15 protein-coding genes are annotated in these 17,685 nt (G+C 70.3%); 8 read left to right on the top strand and 7 right to left on the bottom strand.

Annotated features, from left to right (window positions below; all coding sequences use genetic code 11):
• Positions 1 to 138: 138 nt before the first annotated feature.
• Positions 139 to 990 carry a class II fructose-bisphosphate aldolase gene (locus OG410_RS06465; protein ID WP_329298241.1) on the top strand — a complete coding sequence of 284 codons (852 nt, stop codon included), beginning with the start codon at positions 139 to 141 and terminating at the stop codon, positions 988 to 990.
• Positions 991 to 1,469: 479 nt separating this feature from the next.
• Positions 1,470 to 2,702 (top strand): MAB_1171c family putative transporter, encoded by a 1,233-nt coding sequence (locus tag OG410_RS06460; RefSeq protein ID WP_329298240.1) that lies wholly within the window; start codon positions 1,470 to 1,472, stop codon positions 2,700 to 2,702.
• 135 nt (positions 2,703 to 2,837) lie between these two features.
• On the opposite strand, the gene OG410_RS06455 is transcribed toward OG410_RS06460, so the two are convergent.
• Positions 2,838 to 4,235, bottom strand: coding sequence for an FAD-dependent oxidoreductase (locus tag OG410_RS06455; protein ID WP_329298239.1), 1,398 nt, complete (start codon positions 4,233 to 4,235; stop codon positions 2,838 to 2,840).
• A 145-nt stretch (positions 4,236 to 4,380) separates the two neighbouring features.
• Positions 4,381 to 5,535 carry a methyltransferase gene (locus OG410_RS06450; RefSeq protein ID WP_329298238.1) on the bottom strand — a complete coding sequence of 385 codons (1,155 nt, stop codon included), beginning with the start codon at positions 5,533 to 5,535 and terminating at the stop codon, positions 4,381 to 4,383.
• 59 nt (positions 5,536 to 5,594) lie between these two features.
• Between OG410_RS06450 and OG410_RS06445 the strand changes: the two genes are divergently transcribed.
• The 5 genes from OG410_RS06445 (at position 5,595) to OG410_RS06425 (ending at position 11,511) form a co-directional block, all read left to right on the top strand.
• Entirely contained in the window at positions 5,595 to 6,272 is a 678-nt protein-coding gene (locus OG410_RS06445; RefSeq protein WP_329304041.1) for an alpha-ketoglutarate-dependent dioxygenase AlkB family protein, read from the top strand.
• Positions 6,273 to 6,419: 147 nt separating this feature from the next.
• The gene (locus tag OG410_RS06440; protein WP_329298237.1) at positions 6,420 to 7,658 is read left to right on the top strand and encodes an ROK family protein; all 1,239 of its coding nucleotides are present in this window, start codon (positions 6,420 to 6,422) and stop codon (positions 7,656 to 7,658) included.
• A gap of 234 nt (positions 7,659 to 7,892) precedes the next feature.
• Positions 7,893 to 8,198 (top strand): SHOCT domain-containing protein, encoded by a 306-nt coding sequence (locus tag OG410_RS06435; protein WP_329298236.1) that lies wholly within the window; start codon positions 7,893 to 7,895, stop codon positions 8,196 to 8,198.
• A complete protein-coding gene (locus OG410_RS06430) occupies positions 8,195 to 8,953 on the top strand; it encodes an ABC transporter ATP-binding protein (protein WP_329298235.1) in 759 nt (252 codons plus the stop codon). Before OG410_RS06435 ends, OG410_RS06430 begins: the two co-directional genes overlap by 4 nt.
• Positions 8,950 to 11,511: an ABC transporter permease gene (locus OG410_RS06425; protein ID WP_329298234.1), complete on the top strand. Its 2,562-nt coding sequence runs from the start codon at positions 8,950 to 8,952 to the stop codon at positions 11,509 to 11,511. The genes OG410_RS06430 and OG410_RS06425 overlap by 4 nt, the downstream gene beginning before the upstream one ends.
• Before the next feature lie 62 nt (positions 11,512 to 11,573).
• Here OG410_RS06425 and OG410_RS06420 read toward each other — a convergent pair whose 3' ends face one another.
• Complete coding sequence (locus OG410_RS06420) at positions 11,574 to 12,089, bottom strand: ATP-binding protein (RefSeq protein WP_328455322.1); 516 nt, start codon at positions 12,087 to 12,089, stop codon at positions 11,574 to 11,576.
• Positions 12,090 to 12,303: 214 nt separating this feature from the next.
• The gene (locus OG410_RS06415; protein WP_326789348.1) at positions 12,304 to 12,627 is read right to left on the bottom strand and encodes a hypothetical protein; all 324 of its coding nucleotides are present in this window, start codon (positions 12,625 to 12,627) and stop codon (positions 12,304 to 12,306) included.
• Positions 12,628 to 12,967: 340 nt separating this feature from the next.
• Between OG410_RS06415 and OG410_RS06410 the strand changes: the two genes are divergently transcribed.
• Positions 12,968 to 14,092, top strand: coding sequence for a PLP-dependent cysteine synthase family protein (locus OG410_RS06410; protein ID WP_329298233.1), 1,125 nt, complete (start codon positions 12,968 to 12,970; stop codon positions 14,090 to 14,092).
• A gap of 74 nt (positions 14,093 to 14,166) precedes the next feature.
• Here OG410_RS06410 and OG410_RS06405 read toward each other — a convergent pair whose 3' ends face one another.
• The 3 genes from OG410_RS06405 to OG410_RS06395 are packed head-to-tail and all read right to left on the bottom strand — an operon-like array spanning position 14,167 to position 17,684.
• On the bottom strand, positions 14,167 to 15,822 hold the full coding sequence (locus tag OG410_RS06405; RefSeq protein WP_329298232.1) for an alpha-keto acid decarboxylase family protein: 1,656 nt from the start codon (positions 15,820 to 15,822) through the stop codon (positions 14,167 to 14,169).
• Between the two features lie 19 nt (positions 15,823 to 15,841).
• A complete protein-coding gene (locus OG410_RS06400) occupies positions 15,842 to 16,669 on the bottom strand; it encodes an MBL fold metallo-hydrolase (protein WP_329298231.1) in 828 nt (275 codons plus the stop codon).
• 19 nt (positions 16,670 to 16,688) lie between these two features.
• Positions 16,689 to 17,684 (bottom strand): sugar phosphate isomerase/epimerase family protein, encoded by a 996-nt coding sequence (locus OG410_RS06395; protein ID WP_329304040.1) that lies wholly within the window; start codon positions 17,682 to 17,684, stop codon positions 16,689 to 16,691.
• Position 17,685 lies beyond the last annotated feature (1 nt).

Raw genomic sequence — 17,685 nt, 5'->3', positions numbered from 1 at the left:
GGCCACTGAGGCCACTGAAGCCACTGCACCCCTGAACCCGCTACACCCCTGAACCCGCTACACCCCTGAACCCGTTGACACCGCCGAAGCCGCCGAAGCCGCCGAACCGGCTCGATCCCCCATGGAGCAGGAGGAGTTGTGCCCCTCGCCGCAACCGGTGAGCTGGTCGTCCGGACCGCCGAGGCCCGGACCGCCGTCGCCGCGTTCAACGTCATCACGCTGGAACACATAGAGGCCGTCATAGCGGGGGCGGAATCGGCCGGCGCGCCCGTCGTCCTCCAAGTCAGCGAGAACGCGGTCAAGTTCCGCCAGGGACGACTGCTCCCGCTGGCCCGTGCCGCGACCGCCGCCGCGGAACGGGCTTCCGTGCCCGTCGCGTTGCACCTCGACCACGTGCAGAGCGACGAGCTGCTGCGCCAGGCGCCCGAAGCCGGGTTCAGCTCCGTCATGTACGACGCCTCGCACCTGCCCTACGAGGAGAACCTCGCCGCGACCCGGGCCGCCGCAGACTGGGCACACGCCCAAGGCCTGTGGATCGAGGCGGAGTTGGGGGAGATCGGCGGCAAGAACGGTGAGCCCCCGCGGGACGCGCACGCGCCCGGTGCCCGTACCGACCCGGGGGAGGCCCGCGCCTTCGTGGCCGACTCCGGTGTGGACGCGCTGGCCGTGGCGATCGGCAGCTCGCACGCGATGACCACCCGGACCGCGGCACTCGACCACGACCTGCTCAAGCGCCTGGCGGCCGCGCTCGGCGTCCCTCTCGTCCTGCACGGTTCCTCCGGGGTACCCGACGCGGAGCTCCGCGCGGCCGTCCAAGGCGGTATCGCCAAGGTCAACATCGGCACCGCGCTGAACATCGCGATGACGGGCGCCATCCGGGGGTTCCTCACGGCCAGCCCCGACGCCGTGGACTCCCGCACGTACCTGGGCGTGGGACGGGAGGCGATGGCGCGGACGGTGGCGGGGCTCATCGGTGTGCTGCGGGGGTGAGCGCCGTCCAGGTGCCGCTACAGCCGGATATGCGCCCCCAAAGCGGCCGCTCGGCGGATACCGGGTCGCGTGGAAGCCGGTTTCCACGTATGTGCTTTTGCATCGACGGCAGTTCGAGCGGGTGACAAGGTGGCTAGGGTGAACCACCATGAGGAGGCCGAAAGGGCACGGTACGCTCGCGGGTGAAGCTTCGCCCCGGAGGTCACTCGGGTACGCGTCCCTATGCCCCATGGACGCGGGGAGCAGGGGTTTGCGGTGTTTTCGGGGCAGGGCCGGCACCGGGCCGGGCGCAGGACGGAGAAGGCCTTGAGCGGTCAACTTCTGGCTGGTATCCGTGTGTCGGCGCGCGACGACGGGGTGTACGCCCACGTGAACGAGGCGCTGCCCGGAACCGGCCGGCACTCCAGCGTGCGTCGGGGACTGTGCCCGTCCCCCGGCGCGCACCGGGAACTCGGCCCACGCGTACCTCTGGGCCCGATGTGAACGGACTGATCTACTACCTGGCCGCGGCCGTCCTCTGGATGGGCCTCGCCGCCCAGTTGCCCGACCTGCGCCGCCACCGCAGAGACCCGCTCAAGCGGTCGTTCTGCGCCGTCATCCTGCTGTCGGGACTCTGTTTCGTGCTCGGTGCGCCGCCCACCGTCATTCTCGTCAACAGCCTCACGGGCATTCCGAACATCGCGGCGCCGCTGACCTACGGCGCGGTGACCGCCTTCGGCGCGGCCTCCCTCATCCTCATCGTGCACTGGCGGGGCAACGACCCCGCCCAGGTACGGCGCACCGCCCGGGCCTGGCTGTTCAGCTATCTGGGAGTGATCGCCGCCGAGGGCGTGCTGTTCTCGCTGGGCGACGCGCCGGTCGAACGCCGGGCCGACTTCGACACCTACTACGCCTCGACGCCGTTCATCCGGGAGATGATCGTGCTGTATCTGGTGGCGCACATGGTGGCCGCGGTGACGACGACCCTGCTGTGCTGGAGCTGGATACGGAAGGTGAAACGCTGGACCCGGGGCTCGCTGGCCCTGCTCGTGCTGGGCTGGCTGTTCACCAGCGCCTACGGCATCGTCAAGTCCGTGGCGCTGAGCGCTCATTGGCTCGGACACCGCTGGGACAGCCTCAGCACCAGCGTCGCACCGCTGGTGGCCGTCGGTTCCTGTCTGGCCTCGGCCGGCTACATCCTTCCCCTTGTCGGTCCGCGCATCGACTCGGCCGTCGCGTTCGTGCGGCTGCGTCCGCTGTTCCGTCTGCTGGCGGGACCGACCGGCCGCCGGCGCTGCGTCACCGCGCTGTCGTGGCGGATGATCGGCGACGTCGAACTGCGGCTCACCACACGGGAAACCGCCATCCGGGACGGCCTCAAACGGCTCGACGGGCAGCTCGACGACCAGGTACGCAGCCGTGCCTGCCGGGACGCGCTGGCCGCCGGGTTCTCGGCGGCGGAGGCCGAGGTGATCGGGATGGCCGCGATGGTCGCCGTGGCCGCTCTGGCCGAGACGCCGACACCCATGGCGGAGACCGGCACCATCGGCATCTCGGTCGGCGACGTCGATGTGGTGGTCTCGGTCAGCGCGCGCGTACGACGCCCGGCGGGCGGTTCGCGGTCGCTGGACACGGGGCAGCCGTCCTTGCTGAGCCTGTCCAAGGCGGTGCGCACGCCGATCGTCGACGCCGCGATCCAGTCCCGGAGGACCGCGGTGCGACAGCTGTCCTGACCGCGGCCGACGCGGCGGCGCCCGCAGCGGGCACTGCGGGCGCTCGTACGAAGGCAGGGCGGAGGCCGGGAGCGTGCGTCCGGTCGGGCCGGGAGCGTGCGTCCGGTCGGACGCACGCCCGTACGGCACGCGCCGTCACACGGCGAGCGGGCCCACGGAGTCGAGGAAGGCGCTCTCCTCGGCGGTCAGCGGAGGCCCGGTCAACGGCTCCATGACGGGGCCCTTCAACGTGGCCACCAGCAGCTCGGTGTGCAGCAGACTGCTCGTGTCGGCCTGGAGCGTCGCGACCTTGCACTTGGCCGCGGACACGGAGTACGAGGTGGTCGCCACACGTGCCATCCGGCCCATGTACTGGCTGAGAAGCCGGTCCGCGAGGCTCGGAGCCCTGCCGACGACCTCCGGGAACCACTGATCCTGGGACGTGCTCGTCGTGTAGGCGGCCGAGACGGACTTGGCGGCCGCCCGCTGGACGTCGCGGGCGAAGCCCGGGGCGGTGACATCGGTCTGCCGCAGCTGCCGGCTCAGCGCCTGGGCACCCAGGGCCGCGACGGACATGCCCTGCGCGTACACGGGGTTGAAGGTGGCGACGGCGTCACCGAGCACCACCAGGCCCTCGGGCATCACGGCCTTCTCGAAGTCACGGCGCCTGTTGCGGGTGCTGCGGCTGAGGAACACCTCACCGAGCGGCTCGGCGACGGAGACGAGCCGGCCGATCAGCGGGTGGCGCAGGCGGAGGGCGAAGTCGGTGAAGTACTCGGGGTCGGCGGTGGGTTCACCGCCGCGGGTGCCCGCGAGCGTGACCAGCCAGCGGCCGTCCTCGATCGGCACCAGAGTCCCCGAGCGCCCCGGCCGGGAATCCGTCGGGTCCGCCTCGACCTGGGTCAGCGGGAAGTCCTCCGCGCCCCACGGGACGCGGAAGACCCGGCTGGCGCAGACGAGCCCCGAGTCGACCTCGTCGGTGGGTATGTCCGTCACGCCGAGCCCCTCGAGCCAGTGCTCGACACGGGAACCCCGTCCGCTCGCGTCGACGACGAGATCGGCGCGCAGTTCCTCCTCGAGGCCTTCGGAGAGGACCCGTACACCGGTGACGCGTTCCGCCGTTCCCACCAGGGACAGTGCCTCGGCACGGCGGACGACGACGGGAGTGGTGCTCAGGACCGCGTCACGCAGGGTCCAGTCGAGCAGGTCACGGCTGCAGCAGGTGAGCAGGAGGTCGTCGGTCACGGTCGGCCAGCGTCGCTGCCAGCCCTGCGGGCCGAAACCCAGCATGTCGGTCATGGACTGTTCGCGCGCACCCGCGGCGAGCAGGCGCCGGTGCACGTTCGCCACCGGAAGCAGTTCCTGGATGGCGTCGCGTCCGCTGGGCAGCAGGACGTGGGCGTGCCGTGCCTGCGGGATCCGCTTGCGCGGGGACGGTCTGTCGGGCAGCTCGTCGCGCTCCAGGACGATCACTTCGTCCATGGACCGGAAGAGGGCCGCGGCGGCGAGCATGCCGGCCACGCTCCCGCCGATGACGACAGCGCGGCGCGACATGATTCCCCCAGTTGTCATTGGTGATCGGCATCACTTTACGGTTGTGGGCGCACGTGTCCAGGGGTGATCAAAAAGTGAGCGGATTCTGTCCGCGGGGTCGAGCGCGGGCGTCCCCCGGGGCAGCCCCGCCCCGGTCGGACGGGCCCTACCGCCCGGCGTCCTTCCTCACGGCCCGGAGAATCACGAACTTGGCGTCACCCGCGACCAGTTCACTGTTGCCGAAGAGGCGGCGCAGCTTCAGGTGGTAGCCGAGATGGCGATTGCCGATCACCCACAGCTCGCCACCCGGCCGCAGCGCGCGCCGGGCGTCCGAGAACATCCGCCAGGCGGTCGTGTCCGTCATCGCCTGATGGGAGTGGAACGGGGGATTGTTCAGGACGAGGTCGACGCTCCCGGAAGGCACTCCCTCCAGCCCGTCGGCGACGAGGAATTCGGCCTTTCCGTCGGCGTTCGCCCGGTACGTCGCCTCCGCCGAGGCCACCGCCTGGAACGACTCGTCGGTGAACAGCACCTCGGCCTCGGGATTGGCGAGCGCCATGGCCGTACCGACCACGCCGTTGCCGCAGCCCAGGTCCACGATCCGCTCGGCGCCCCGGCTGCCCGGCAGATGCCCGAGGAAGAAGCGGGTGCCGATGTCGAGCCGGTCGGCGCAGAAGACCCCCGCGTGGTTGACGACCGTGCGGCCGGAGACCGGGCCGACGTCGTCGGGCAGCAGATAGCTGTACGGCCAGGGGTTGGCCCTCCGGGCGATCCCCTGGAGCGGGGTGCAGAAGATCAGGCGGGCCTTCTTCTCGGCCAGCGACGTGCGGGTCGGGCCGAGGATCCGCTCGAAGAGGTGCAGCGTCGAGGTGTGGATCTCCTTGACCATCCCGGTGCCGATGACGACCGTTCCCTCGTGCACGCCGGGTGCCAGCCGGTGCAGCTGGTCCTCCAGCAGGGCGAGGCTCTTCGGCACCCGTACGAGCAGCACGTCGATCCGCCCGGGAGGCGGGTCCTGCGTCGTGAGGAGCCGGACCGCGGACTCCTCGGCACCGGCCCGCGCCAGATTGGAGCGGGCCGCCTCCCGCGCCAGGTGGGAGTCGGTGACCAGCGTCGGCCGCCGCTCGGACAACGCCGTGGTGAGGGCGCCCCAGCGGTCGCCGACGATCACGACCGAACCCGTCAGCGGGGTGCCGCTCTCAGCGAGGTGCCGCAGCAGATAGGTGTCGGCGGCGTCCCAGGCACGCAGCCGGTCGCGCGGGTCCTCGGGGAAGCGGGCGAGTTCGTACTCGCCCCAGGGTGTCGTCATCCGGTCGTTCATCGTGGGGCAAGGCTATGCGACCCGGGGTGCCCGAGGTGCGCGAGGATGGGGGCATGTCGATGGACGCGGAGCTGTTCCCGCGCGGCAGGACGGAGATCGCGCCGGGCGCCGTGCACCTTCCGGACTGGCTGGACGCCCGAGGCCAGCGCCTGATGGTGGAAGCCTGCCGCGGCTGGGCCCGGCCCCCTGCGGGCCTGCGCACGGTCCGTACGCCCGGCGGAGGCACGATGACCGCACGCCAGGTCTGTCTGGGCCGGCACTGGTACCCGTACGGCTACGCGCGGACGGTGGTCGACGGTGACGGTTCGCCGGTGAAGCCCTTTCCCGACCGGCTCGGCGACCTGGCCCGCGAGGCGGTCACGGACACCCTGGGCGCCGACGCCCTCGGCTCGGATCCGTCCGCCGTGTACGACATCGCGCTGATCAATTTCTACGACGCCGAGGCCCGTATGGGCATGCACCGCGACAGCGACGAATCGTGCGACGCCCCGGTCGTGTCGCTGAGCCTGGGCGACACCTGTGTCTTCCGGTTCGGCAACACGGAGTCCCGGACACGGCCGTACACCGACATCGAGCTGCGCAGCGGCGACCTCTTCGTGTTCGGCGGCCCGTCACGGCTCGCGTACCACGGAGTCCCGAAGGTGTACGCGGGCACGGCGCCCACCGAGTTGGGACTGACCGGGCGGCTGAACCTCACGCTCCGCGCCGGCGGCTTCCCGCCGGAGCCCGCGCCATAGGGCCTGTCCGGCGATTCCCGTCCGCCGTGCGGCGGGCGACGACGCGAATCGTCGGACGGCCCCGGGCGGCGGACGCCGTCACGGTCGCGCGGCGGCGGCCGCGACCGGACGGGCCCCGCGGGAGCGGATCATGGGAGACTCGCCCTCATGAACGGCAAGGCGGGCCCCCGGACGGCGGGGGATGGCAGCACGCGGACACGGCTCGACCGGGGGCGCGGAGCGCTCGGACCGGCGCTGGAACTTGTGCACACCGGGCGCGCGCCGACGCGTGCCGTGCTCACCGCCGAACTGGGAGTCACCCGGGCGACCGCGGGCGCGGTGGCCGCGGAGCTGGAGGCGCTGGGGCTGATCCGCGTCGACGCGCGGCCCGGTGCCGCCGCAGGTTCGCAGGGGCGGCCCTCGCACCGGCTGGAGGTCGCCGACGACGGGCCCGTCGCGCTGGCCGCGCAGGTGCACGCCGACGGGTTCCGGGCCGCCCTGGTCGGCCTCGGCGGCCGGATCGTCGCGACCGCGCCCGGTTGCGAGACCGTCGACGCCGATCCGGCGAAGGTGCTCGGCTCGGTCGTCGACGCGGGCGCCGAACTGCTCCGCGAGACCGGGCGCCGCTGTGTGGGCGCCGGGCTCGCCGTACCGTCGGCCGTCACCGAACCCGAAGGGCTCGCGCTCAATCCACTGCACCTCGCCTGGCCCGCCGGGGCCCCCGTCCGGGAGATCTTCGCGGAGCGGGTGCGCGCGGCCGGGATCGAGGGACCGGCGTTCGCCGCCAACGACGTCAACCTCGCCGCCCTCGCCGAGCACCGGCACGGAGCGGGGCGAGGCGCCCGCGACCTGCTGTGCGTGGCCACCGGACACCGCGGCGTCGGCGGTGCCCTGGTGCTCGACGGGCGTCTGCACACCGGCAGTTCGGGGCTCGCCCTCGAAGTCGGCCACCTCACCGTCAATCCCGAGGGCCGCCCCTGCCACTGCGGAAGCCGCGGCTGTCTCGACGTCGAGGCCGACCCGCTGGCCTTCCTCACCGCGGCCGGCCGGGCCCCCGGGCCCGAGGTGTCGCTGCTCCAGCAGTCCAACGAGCTGATCCGCGACGAGAGCCACGATCCGTCCGTCCGCACGGCCATCGAGGAGCTGATCGACCGCCTCGGCCTCGGCCTGGCCGGTCTCATCAGCATTCTCAACCCGGACCGCATCATCCTCGGCGGACTGCACCGCGCCCTGCTGGACGCCGACCCGGACCGGCTGCGTGCCGTCGTCGCCGACCGCAGCCTGTGGGGGCGCAGTGGCGGGGTACCGATCCTCGCCTGCACCCTGGACCACAACAGCCTGGTCGGAGCGGCGGAGTTGGCCTGGCAGCCGGTCCTGGACGATCCGCTGAAGGCGCTGCCCGTCTGACCCTCGGGAGCACCAGGGGACGGCGAAGCCGCGGCCGCGACACGGCATCCCCGTGCCGCCGTCGAACGAGCGAGCCGCCGCGGGAAGCAGCCCGGGGCGCCCGGCGTACTCCCGCGGAGGTAGGCGTACGGCCGCTGGCCGTACGACGACTTGACCCCCCTGCCGGGGCGAGTCTCGAGACATCACCAAGAGATCCCGCGCAGACGCGTGGTTCCACCGAGGAGATGACTCGAGATGCAGACCCTGGCGCACTGGGACGGCGGCCCCGGCCCGTGGATCCTGTTCTTCCCGCTGATCTGGGCGGCCGTCGTGATCGGCGTCGTCACCGTGCTGCGGCGCACCGCCTGGCGCGGACGCCGTGGCCCCTGGCGGGCGACGGGCGGCTTCGGCCCCGGCGGGTCCCTGCCGGTGGGTGACTCGCCGATCGCCGTGCTCGGCCGCCGCTTCGCCTCCGGAGAGATCGACGAGGACGAGTACTGGCGCCGGCTGTCCGTCCTGGACGAGCAGTTCGGACGTACGGGCAAGGGCGGTGCGGCATGACCACCGCGACCGCCCGCCCGGACGCGGCACGTGTCGTCGACGCCGTGAAGATCTACGGCAGCGGCGACACCGCCGTCCGGGCCCTCGACGGGGTGAGTGTGGGCTTTCCGGCCGGCCGTTTCACCGCGATCATGGGACCCTCGGGCTCGGGCAAGTCCACCCTCATGCACTGCGCCGCCGGTCTCGACACCCTCACCTCGGGAGCCGCGTACATCGGCGACACCGACCTCGGCACCCTCGACGACCGCCGTCTGACCCTGCTGCGCCGGGACCGCATCGGCTTCGTCTTCCAGGCGTTCAACCTGATTCCGACGCTCACGGTCGCCGAGAACATCGCCCTGCCCATGGACCTCGCCGGGACCAAGGGCTCCCGCGCCTGGACCGACGCCCTCGTCGACGTCGTCGGTCTGCGCGACCGGCTCCACCACCGGCCGAGCGAACTGTCCGGCGGACAGCAGCAACGCGTCGCCGTGGCACGGGCGTTCGCCGGAGAACCCGACGTCGTCTTCGCCGACGAACCCACCGGCAACCTCGACTCCCGCTCCGGCCAGGAAGTCCTCGGCCTCCTCGGCCGGGCGGTGCGCCGGATGGACCGTACGGTCGTCATGGTCACCCACGACCCGGTCGCCGCCGCGCACGCCGACGAGGTGGTCTTCCTCGCCGACGGACGCCTCGTGGACCGGATGGAGAACCCGACGGCCGACAAGGTCCTCGACCGCATGAAGGCCTTCGACAGCAAGGGGGCACCGGTATGAACGCCGCACTGCGCCTCAGCCTCTCGTCGCTGCGCGGCCACGGACGCCGCTTCGCCGGGACGTTCTTCGCCGTGTTCCTCGGCGTCGCCTTCCTGGCCGGCACCCTCGTCATGGGCGACACCCTGCGCGCCGGGTTCGACACGATGTTCGGCAACGCGACCCAGGGCACCGACGCCGTCGTCCGCAGCGCCGGCGTCATCACCACCCCGGGGGAGAGCCAGGGCGTCCGCGCGCCCGTCGGCACCGATCTGGTCGGGACGATCGAGCGCGTCCCAGGAGTCGCGGCCGCGGCGCCCGACATCCAGGGCGCGGGCCAGCTCGTCGGCTCCGACCGCAAACCCGTCGGCGGACAGGGCCCGCCCACCCTCGCGGGCAACTGGATCGACGACCCGAAGCTCAACGCGTACCGGCTCGCCGAAGGCCGCGCCCCCTCCAGGTCCGGCGAGGTCGTCGTCAACCGGGGGGCCGCCGAGAAGGGCCACCTGAAGATCGGCGACACGACGGTCCTGCGCACGCCCGACCCCGTCCGGGTGACGATCGTGGGCCTCGCGACCTTCGGCGGCGAGGACGGCATGGCCCAGGTGACCTTTACCGGGATGACCCAGGCCGACGCGGAGAAGTACCTGACCGCGAGGCCCGGCGAGGCCGCCGGCATCCGGGTCCGGGCCGGTCCCGGGGTCGGTCAGGACGAGCTCGTCTCCGCGCTGACTCCCGTACTCCCGAAGGGCGTCGAGGCCATCACGGGACAGCAGTCCGCGCGGGAGAACACCGACATGATCTCCAGCCAGTTCCTCACCCTCTTCACCACGCTCCTGCTCGTCTTCTCCGGCATCGCGCTCCTGGTGGCGACCTTCTCCATCCACAACACCTTCGCGATCGTCGTCGCCCAGCGCACCCGTGAGAACGCACTGCTGCGCGCCCTCGGCGCCTCGCGCAGGCAGGTCACCGCGTCGACCCTGGCCGAGGCGATCGTCGTCGCCGTGGCCGCCTCGGCGGTGGGGATCGCCGGTGGCATCGGGATCGCGGCCGGACTCCAGGCCCTCTTCCCGGCCATCGGATTCCCCTTCCCCGAAGGGGGCCTGGTGATCAGCGGCCTGTCCATGCTGCTGCCCTTGGGTGTCGGCGTCGTCGTCTGTCTCGGCTCCGCCCTGCTGCCCGCCGCCCGCGCGGGACGCACCGCTCCGCTCGCCGCCCTGCGGGAGACCGCGGTCGACGAGTCCGGTGCCTCGCGGGTACGGGCGACGGCGGGCGGGGGACTGGCCGCCCTGGCGGTGGGCGTCACCCTGACCGGAGTCCTGCTGACCCCGTCGCTGTGGCTCGCCGGACTCGGCGCCGTACTGGCCCTCGCCGCCTTCGTCGTCCTCGGTCCGGTCGCGTCCTCGGCCGCCGTACGGGTCCTCGGCGCGCCCCTCGACAGGCTGCGCGGTGTCACCGGCGGACTCGCCCGGCGCAACGCGCTGCGCAGCCCCAGGCGGACCGCCGCCACCGCGGGCGCCCTGATGATCGGCGTCGCCGTCGTCTCGCTGTTCACGGTCTTCGGCGCCTCGCTCAAGGCCACCATGGACCAGACGGTCTCGCGCTCCTTCGCCGGTGACGTCGCCGTCAGCACACCGTCGTTCGGAGCGGGCGGCAGCGGTCTCAGCCCGAAACTGGCCCCGGCCCTCGCGCGTCAGCCCTCGGTCGAGTACGCCGTGGGACTGGGCAAGGGGGTCGCCGAGGTCAACGGTCAGGGCCGTGCGCTGACGGTCACCGACCCGGTCACACTCGGCAAGGTCTTCGACCTCGGCCACGTACAGGGCTCCCTGAGCGGCCTCGGCACCGACGGCATCGCCATCACCCGTACGGAGGCCGACAAGCAGCACCTGGTGACCGGCGACACGGCCCGGCTCGCCTTCACCGACGGGCGGAAGGCCGACTTCACCGTCCGTGCCGTCTACGGCCGGTCGGAACTCGCGGGCGACTACGTCATCACCCGCGCCGCCTGGGCCCCGCACCGCACCCAGGACGCCGACACGGTCGTCGCCGTCTCCTTCAAGGACGGTGTGAGCACGGCGGAGGGCAAGTCCGCGGTGGAGAAGGTCGCCGAGCGGTACGGCAACCCCGAGGTGCAGACCCGGGACGAGTACGCGCAGTCCTCGGCGGCCGGCATCGACATGATGCTGACCCTGGTCTACGCGCTGCTGGCCCTCGCGGTGCTCATCGCGCTGCTCGGCATCGCCAACACCCTCACGCTCGCGGTCCACGAGCGCACTCGGGAACTCGGTCTGCTGCGGGCCGTCGGACAGACCCGGGCGCAACTGCGCGCCATGGTCCGCTGGGAGTCGGTCCTCGTCGCCGCGTTCGGCACGGCGGGCGGACTCGCCCTCGGTGCCTTCCTCGGCTGGGTGCTGGTCGAGGCCTCCGACGGAGCGTCGGACAGCGCCTTCGCCTTCGCGGTCCCGCCGCTGCGTCTCGCGGTGGTGGCGCTGGTGGGTCTCGCGGCCGGGGCCCTCGCGGGACTGCGTCCGGCACGGCGGGCGGCCCGCCTCGACGTGTTGCGGGCCATCGCCACGGAGTGAGCCACCCGATGCCGTACGGCGCCCGTGAGCGAGCGGCGTACGAGAGGGGGGTCACCGCCCGGTCAGCCGGCAACGGCCGACCGGGCGGGAGCGTGTTCCGGCCTGAGTACGTCGACGGTGTGCCGGAGCGTGACCTCGCTCGCGGTCTCGTACGGCGGACGCAGCGAAGCCGCCACCACGGGGGTGGACGCCGGAAGCGTGAACCATACGACCTTGCCCGACTCGCCGTCGGGGCGCACACCCCAGCTCTCGCTGACCGCCGCGACCATGGCGAGGCCGCGTCCGCAGGTGGAGCCGGGGTCGGCTTCGCGTATCACGGGAAGCCGGGGGTCGTGGTCGTGCACCGAGACCGTGAGCCGGTCGAGCAGCAGCTCGATCTCCACGGTGCAGAGTTTGTCCGGCTGGGCGTGCCGGTGGACATTCGACAACAGCTCGGTCACCCCGAGCGCGGCCCGGTCTATCAAGGGGTCCAGATGCCAGTAACGCAACTGTGCAGAGACGATTCTGCGGACCTGGCCGATCCGCGACGGCAGGGCTTGGAGCTCCACCGTGCAATGCCTGCTTGGCTGGCTGATCACGGCTGCGACTCCCCGAATTGAGGTCCGGAAGAAGGCGGAGATCGGATCCAGCAGAGTGGCTGAGTTGAGCGGCCGCCTGCTGTGACGACCGGCGGGCTGGTTCGCAGCGTTATCGCCGGTGAACCCAGAGTGATGTGACATCAGAGTGACTCAGGGGCCACGGTCCCGCAACTCGCGGTGCTTCAGGACGTGGGGCCGGCGTGGTCGGCGCACCTCAGCGGCTGCGTCCCGCCGCCTTGCGGACCGCCTCGATGAAGCGGCGCGCCGACGGGGGTCCCGGCCGTCCGGGTGCCGGATCGTGCTCGCCGAGCGTGAGCGAGTAACGCGTGCCGTTGACATCCGCCAACGCCCGGTCCTCGTGAGCGAACCAGGGTTTCGAGGCGCGCACCGCCTGCACCGGCGCGCTGTCGATCTCGCTGCCGTAGCTGGTGAGCAGTTCCAGCCTGCCGTCGCTGATCCGGACCTGTCCGGCCCGGGTGAGCGAACGCAGCCTCTTCCCGATCCGCACGCCCGTGGCTGTGAACTCCGGCTCCGCCATGATGCTCCGCCCCCTTGTGCGCTCCGGCTGTGCCCTGTCGTGACCCAGTGTGCATCCACGTCGGGGGCGACCGCCCCGCGCGGTGCAGTCTGCCCGCAGGTCGCGCCGAGCACCAGTGCGTATGGCGAGGTGGTGGCGGTGACGGGAGCAAAGGCCGGGATGCGCCCCCCTGGAGCGGGATTCCCTGATCCCCGGATGCGGATTCCCGGCGTCCCCCCAGGGACGGCTTTGGGCCGCTCAAAGGTGTGTTTATGCAGGTGAGGGGCGTACGGAAGGTGCTTATGATCGAGGTGTCCGACCAGTCGAAGCGGTGTCGGCGCCACGCGTTAGGAGCCTTCCCGTGAGCACTCCCCAGCCGATCCGGACCGGTGAGACCCTCGATGTCGACCGCAGCGACCCGGAGTACCGGAGCTGGCTCAAAGAGGCCGTGCGCAAAGTCCAGGCGGATGCGAATCGCTCGGCGGACACTCATCTGCTGCGCTTCCCGCTCCCCGAGGAGTGGGGTGTCGACCTGTATCTGAAGGACGAGTCGACCCACCCCACGGGCAGCCTCAAGCACCGGCTGGCCCGCTCGCTCTTCCTGTACGGCCTGTGCAACGGCTGGATCCGGCCCGGCCGCCCGGTGATCGAGGCGTCCAGCGGCTCGACAGCCGTGTCCGAGGCCTATTTCGCGGGCCTCGTCGGTGTGCCCTTCATCGCGGTCATGCCGCGCACGACGAGTGCCGAGAAGTGCCGGCTGATCGAATTCCACGGCGGGCAGTGCCACTTCGTGGACGACTCGCGCAAGATCTACGCGGAGTCCGTCGCCCTCGCGGCCGAGACCGGCGGCCACTACATGGACCAGTTCACCTATGCGGAAAGGGCCACAGACTGGCGCGGGAACAACAACATCGCCGAATCCATTTTCCGCCAACTGGCCCTCGAGCGATTCCCGGAACCCGCCTGGATCGTCGCCACGGCCGGCACCGGCGGCACCTCGGCGACCCTCGCCCGCTACGTCCACTACATGCAGGCGGACACCCGCATCTGTGTCGCCGACCCGGACAACTCCTGTTTCTTCGAGGGCTGGACCACCGGCGATCCGGACGTCACCTGCGACCGCGGCTCGCGCATCGAGGGCATCGGCAGACCGCGCGTCGAGCCGAGCTTCGTGCCCGGGGCGATCGACCGCATGATGAAGGTGCCGGACGCGGCGAGCGTCGCCGCCGTCCGCGCCCTGGAGCAGGTCATCGGCCGCAAGGCGGGCGGCTCGACCGGCACCGGCCTGTGGAGCGCCCTGAAGATCGTCGCCGAGATGGTGGCCGAGGGGCGCAACGGAAGCGTCGTCACGCTGCTGTGCGACCACGGCGACCGCTATCTCGACAAGTACTACTCGGACGCGTGGCTGGCCGAACAGGGCCTGGACATCGCGCCGTACATGACGGCGATCAACTCCCTGCTGGAGACGGGCGTCTGGCCGGCCTGACCCCGGACGGGTCCCTCATGTGCCCTGGTCTCATGTGCCCGCGTCGCGCTCCGGAGCAAGGAGCACCCGTCCCGCTACCGGGCCTTCCAGTTCGCATTGTCGGGGATCGTCTTCTCCGGCACGCGTACCTGGACGATGGACGGACCGGTCGAGTTCCCCAGCGCATCCGTCACGGCATCCTCCAGCTCGCCGTACGTGCCGACCTCCCAGCCCCGGCAACCGAAGACCTCTGCCAGCCTGCTGTAGTTCCACCGGTGCAGCTCGCAGGGCTTGTAGAACGGTTCGTCGGAGTGGAACACCGCCGCGTCGGCGAGCCACTGCTCCACGGCGTAGACGCCGTTGTCGATGACGAAGATGATCGGATCGAGCCCCAACCGGGTCTGGGTCGAGAGGCACTGGGCCGTCATCTGGAAGCCGCCGTCACCCGAGAAGACCATGACCCTCTGCTCGGGACCCTTCGCCAGGCAGATACCCGTCGCGGCCGGCGCGCTGTAGCCGATCGAGGAGTAGGACGACTGGACGATGAACCCTCCCGGGCTGGGCACATCGAGCAGCAGGCTCCCGAAGTAGTTCATGCTCGCGTCGGCACCGACGATGGTGTTCCTGTCGACGTACTGCTGGATGTAGTCGTAGAACCCCTGGTACGTGATGACCTCGGCCTTTTCCATGGTCGGCGCGCTGCGAGCCGGGATTTCCGGCAGTTTCCGTTCTTTGGGCGCGATCTTCTCCGCCAGGATGCCGTCGATCAGGTGCTCCAGCGCGACCTGCCCGCCGAAATAGGTTCCGAACTTGACCGCGTCGAACGACGCGAACGCGGTCTTGTCGTAGTCCGGGTCCCATCCCAACGAGTTGATGTCCGTCAGCCACACCCCGAGCGCCAGGACGAAGTCGGAGGTGTCGGCCAGATCCGTCACGACCTTCGATGACGCCTGGCCGTCGAGCACGCCGACGAACAGCGCGTCGTCTTCGGAGAGGACGGCCTTGCTGAGAAGTTCCGTGACGAACGGGACGTTCAGCTGCTGGATCAGACGCATGGCCTTGTCCTGAAGGCCGAGACGGTCGATCTCCACGCCGAGCCAGACGAGAGGATTCTCGGCGTTCTCGAGCTGTGCGCAGATCTGGGCGACCGACTGTTCCAGGCTGGTCTCGTCGGACAGAACCCTGACCGGCTTCAGAACGCCCTCCGGCGGCGCGCACTCCAAGTCGACCATGTCCTGGAGCAGTTCGATGTAGATCGGGCGCCGTTCGCTGATGCACCGGGTCAGTGCGTAGTCGATCAGCGTCGGCGCGAGGTCCGGATTGTCGATCCGTATGGCCGCCACCGTCAGGTGCTCGAACGACTGGAGATCCGTTTCCCGTCCGCTGATGAAGTGATGCGCGCTGAAGCCGGTCTGTTCGAAGGTGATGGTCTTCTTGACGCTCGGTGTGCCGTTGATCAGTACGAGTGGCACCCTCTCGACGTAGGCGCCGGCGACCGCGTTCACGGCGCACAGCGCGCCTGCGGAGTAGGTGACACAGAGTGCGCCGATTCCCCTCAGCCTCGCATATCCGTCCGCCGCGTAACCGGCGTTCACCTCATTGACTTCCTCGATGATTTTCGTACCGCTCGGCGCGACGTACCGGTTCAGCCATTCGATCGAGTAGTCTCCCGCGATGGCGAACAGGTGCTCCAGCCCCAGTTGGCGGAGCCGGTCCACCAAGTACTGTCCTACAGTGCAGCTCTCGGTCATGGTCGAGGCACCTCCGTGGTCAGTAGTCGCTCGCGCCGCCGAACAGTCGGGGCAGGTAAATGTCGAAGATCCCGGGGCACTTGCGCTCCGGATACCGCTGCAGCATGAAGCTCTTGAAGGCGTCGCCTGTCAGCCCGTCACCGATTGCCTGCCGAGCGGCGGAAAGGTACTCGATGTTGCGGGCGACTTCGTTCTTGTCGGCCGGGAGACCGTGGCCCGGCAGGAACAACTCGTAGTCCGACAGCAGCATGTCGCGCAGCACCCGGATCCAGTGGTCCATGTGTTTCGTCAGGTACAGATGGGTGCCGCTGTAGAGCAGATCCTGAGTGAAATACACGCCCAGATCAGGAAGCCTGATGGTGAGGTGGTAGTCGATCTCGGTGTCCGTCACCCGGTCGAAGACGTACCTGACCCCGTCGATCTTGTCTTCGCCGGCACCGGCGACCTGTTCGGGAACGACTATGCGCTCCGGGGCGAGGTCACCGAGTTTCCAGTGGTCGCTTCGCGAGTCCTCACCATGATCGCGGATGAACGTCATGGTCTCGGACAGCGCGTGGACCGTGACGTCGGTGAACGCGGTCCCGAGGCCGAACCAGTGGTCGGGGTGCCGGTGGGAGATGTACAGCCTTTCGATCGGCTTGCCCAGGCTGTCCGCGTAGTCCCTGAAGGCTCTCGCGTAGGGGGAGAGGAACTGCGAGTCGACGAGGACGAGCTGGTTCCTGGTCTCGACGACATGCGTGGCGTTCGCGATGTTGCTGCCCGTGAAGGACGCGACGAAGGTGTGAATACGGACGTCGCCCGTCTGCTTCACGACCATGGTGATGGGATCCGACACCTGAGCCGGCACGGGAGTCCCCTTTCCTTGATTAGGCGGTCTTCTCTCGCAGCTCCTCCAACGCGGCCCGCGCGACGTCGTAGGCGCTGTCCCTGCCGGGCACCGGGTCGTCCTCGCCGGGCCGCCAGAAACGCCGGCGTGCCATGCGCATGGAGCTGTCGAAGGGCGGAATCGCGTTGAACACCTCGATCAGGTACGGCCCGCGGTACACCGGCTCGATCTCGCGCGAGAGGACGTCCCACGGGACCCAGCTGTCCTTCACCGCTCCCCGGTCGGGTGCGGAGATGTGGACGTAGTAGAGCCGGTCCTGCCGTGTCGCTCTCGCGACGTTCTCCTTGAGGACCGACGGCCCCTGGCTCTCCATCACGACCTGCGCCGTGTCGATCGTCACGCCACCCCCCGGGTGGTCGAGGCCCTCGAGGAAGTCCAGCACCTCCGAGACCATGTTGGGCGGTGGCGTCTCCCAGCTCTTGACGGGCTCGACGGCGAGCCTCACCTCGCGCGCCGCGGCGTACTCCAGCAGCTCTTCGAAGACGGAACGCGCCGCGTCATAACGCGGCTTCATCCAGTCCTGCAGGGCGTCGCTCCAGATCGGCTCATCGGTGTCCGTGACCGGAAAGACCCCGTAGGGGTAGATGAACGGCCCGGACATGATCGAGTCGCCGCCCAGGATGCGTGTGATGTCGACGCGTGACTTGAGGTAGGACAGGGCCTGCCCGCGCTGTTCCTCGTAGGGAGAGGTCGGGTCGAAGGTGCGCGTGGTCCCGACGTTGGTGGTGAACTTCACCTCCCCCAGCCCTGCCCGCTCGAACGCCTTCTTGAGGCCGGCGTAACGGTCGACCTCGAGCTTGTGATCGACACTCGTGGGCTGAGCAGCGATATGCACGTCGAAGCCGTCGTAGCCCATGTCGGTCAGGACCTTCAGGTGATCGATCAGTACCCGGCTGTACCCCGTGTCCTGTGGCCGCAGATCAGCCGTGAACATGAAGAAGCTGAAGAAGACGTCTCGTCCGAGTTTCGCGTTCATG

The organism is Streptomyces sp. NBC_00659 (assembly GCF_036226925.1).
Lineage (GTDB): Bacteria > Actinomycetota > Actinomycetes > Streptomycetales > Streptomycetaceae > Streptomyces.
Note: the sequence above shows the minus strand (reverse complement) of the source record. Positions and strands in the feature narration are given on the sequence as shown.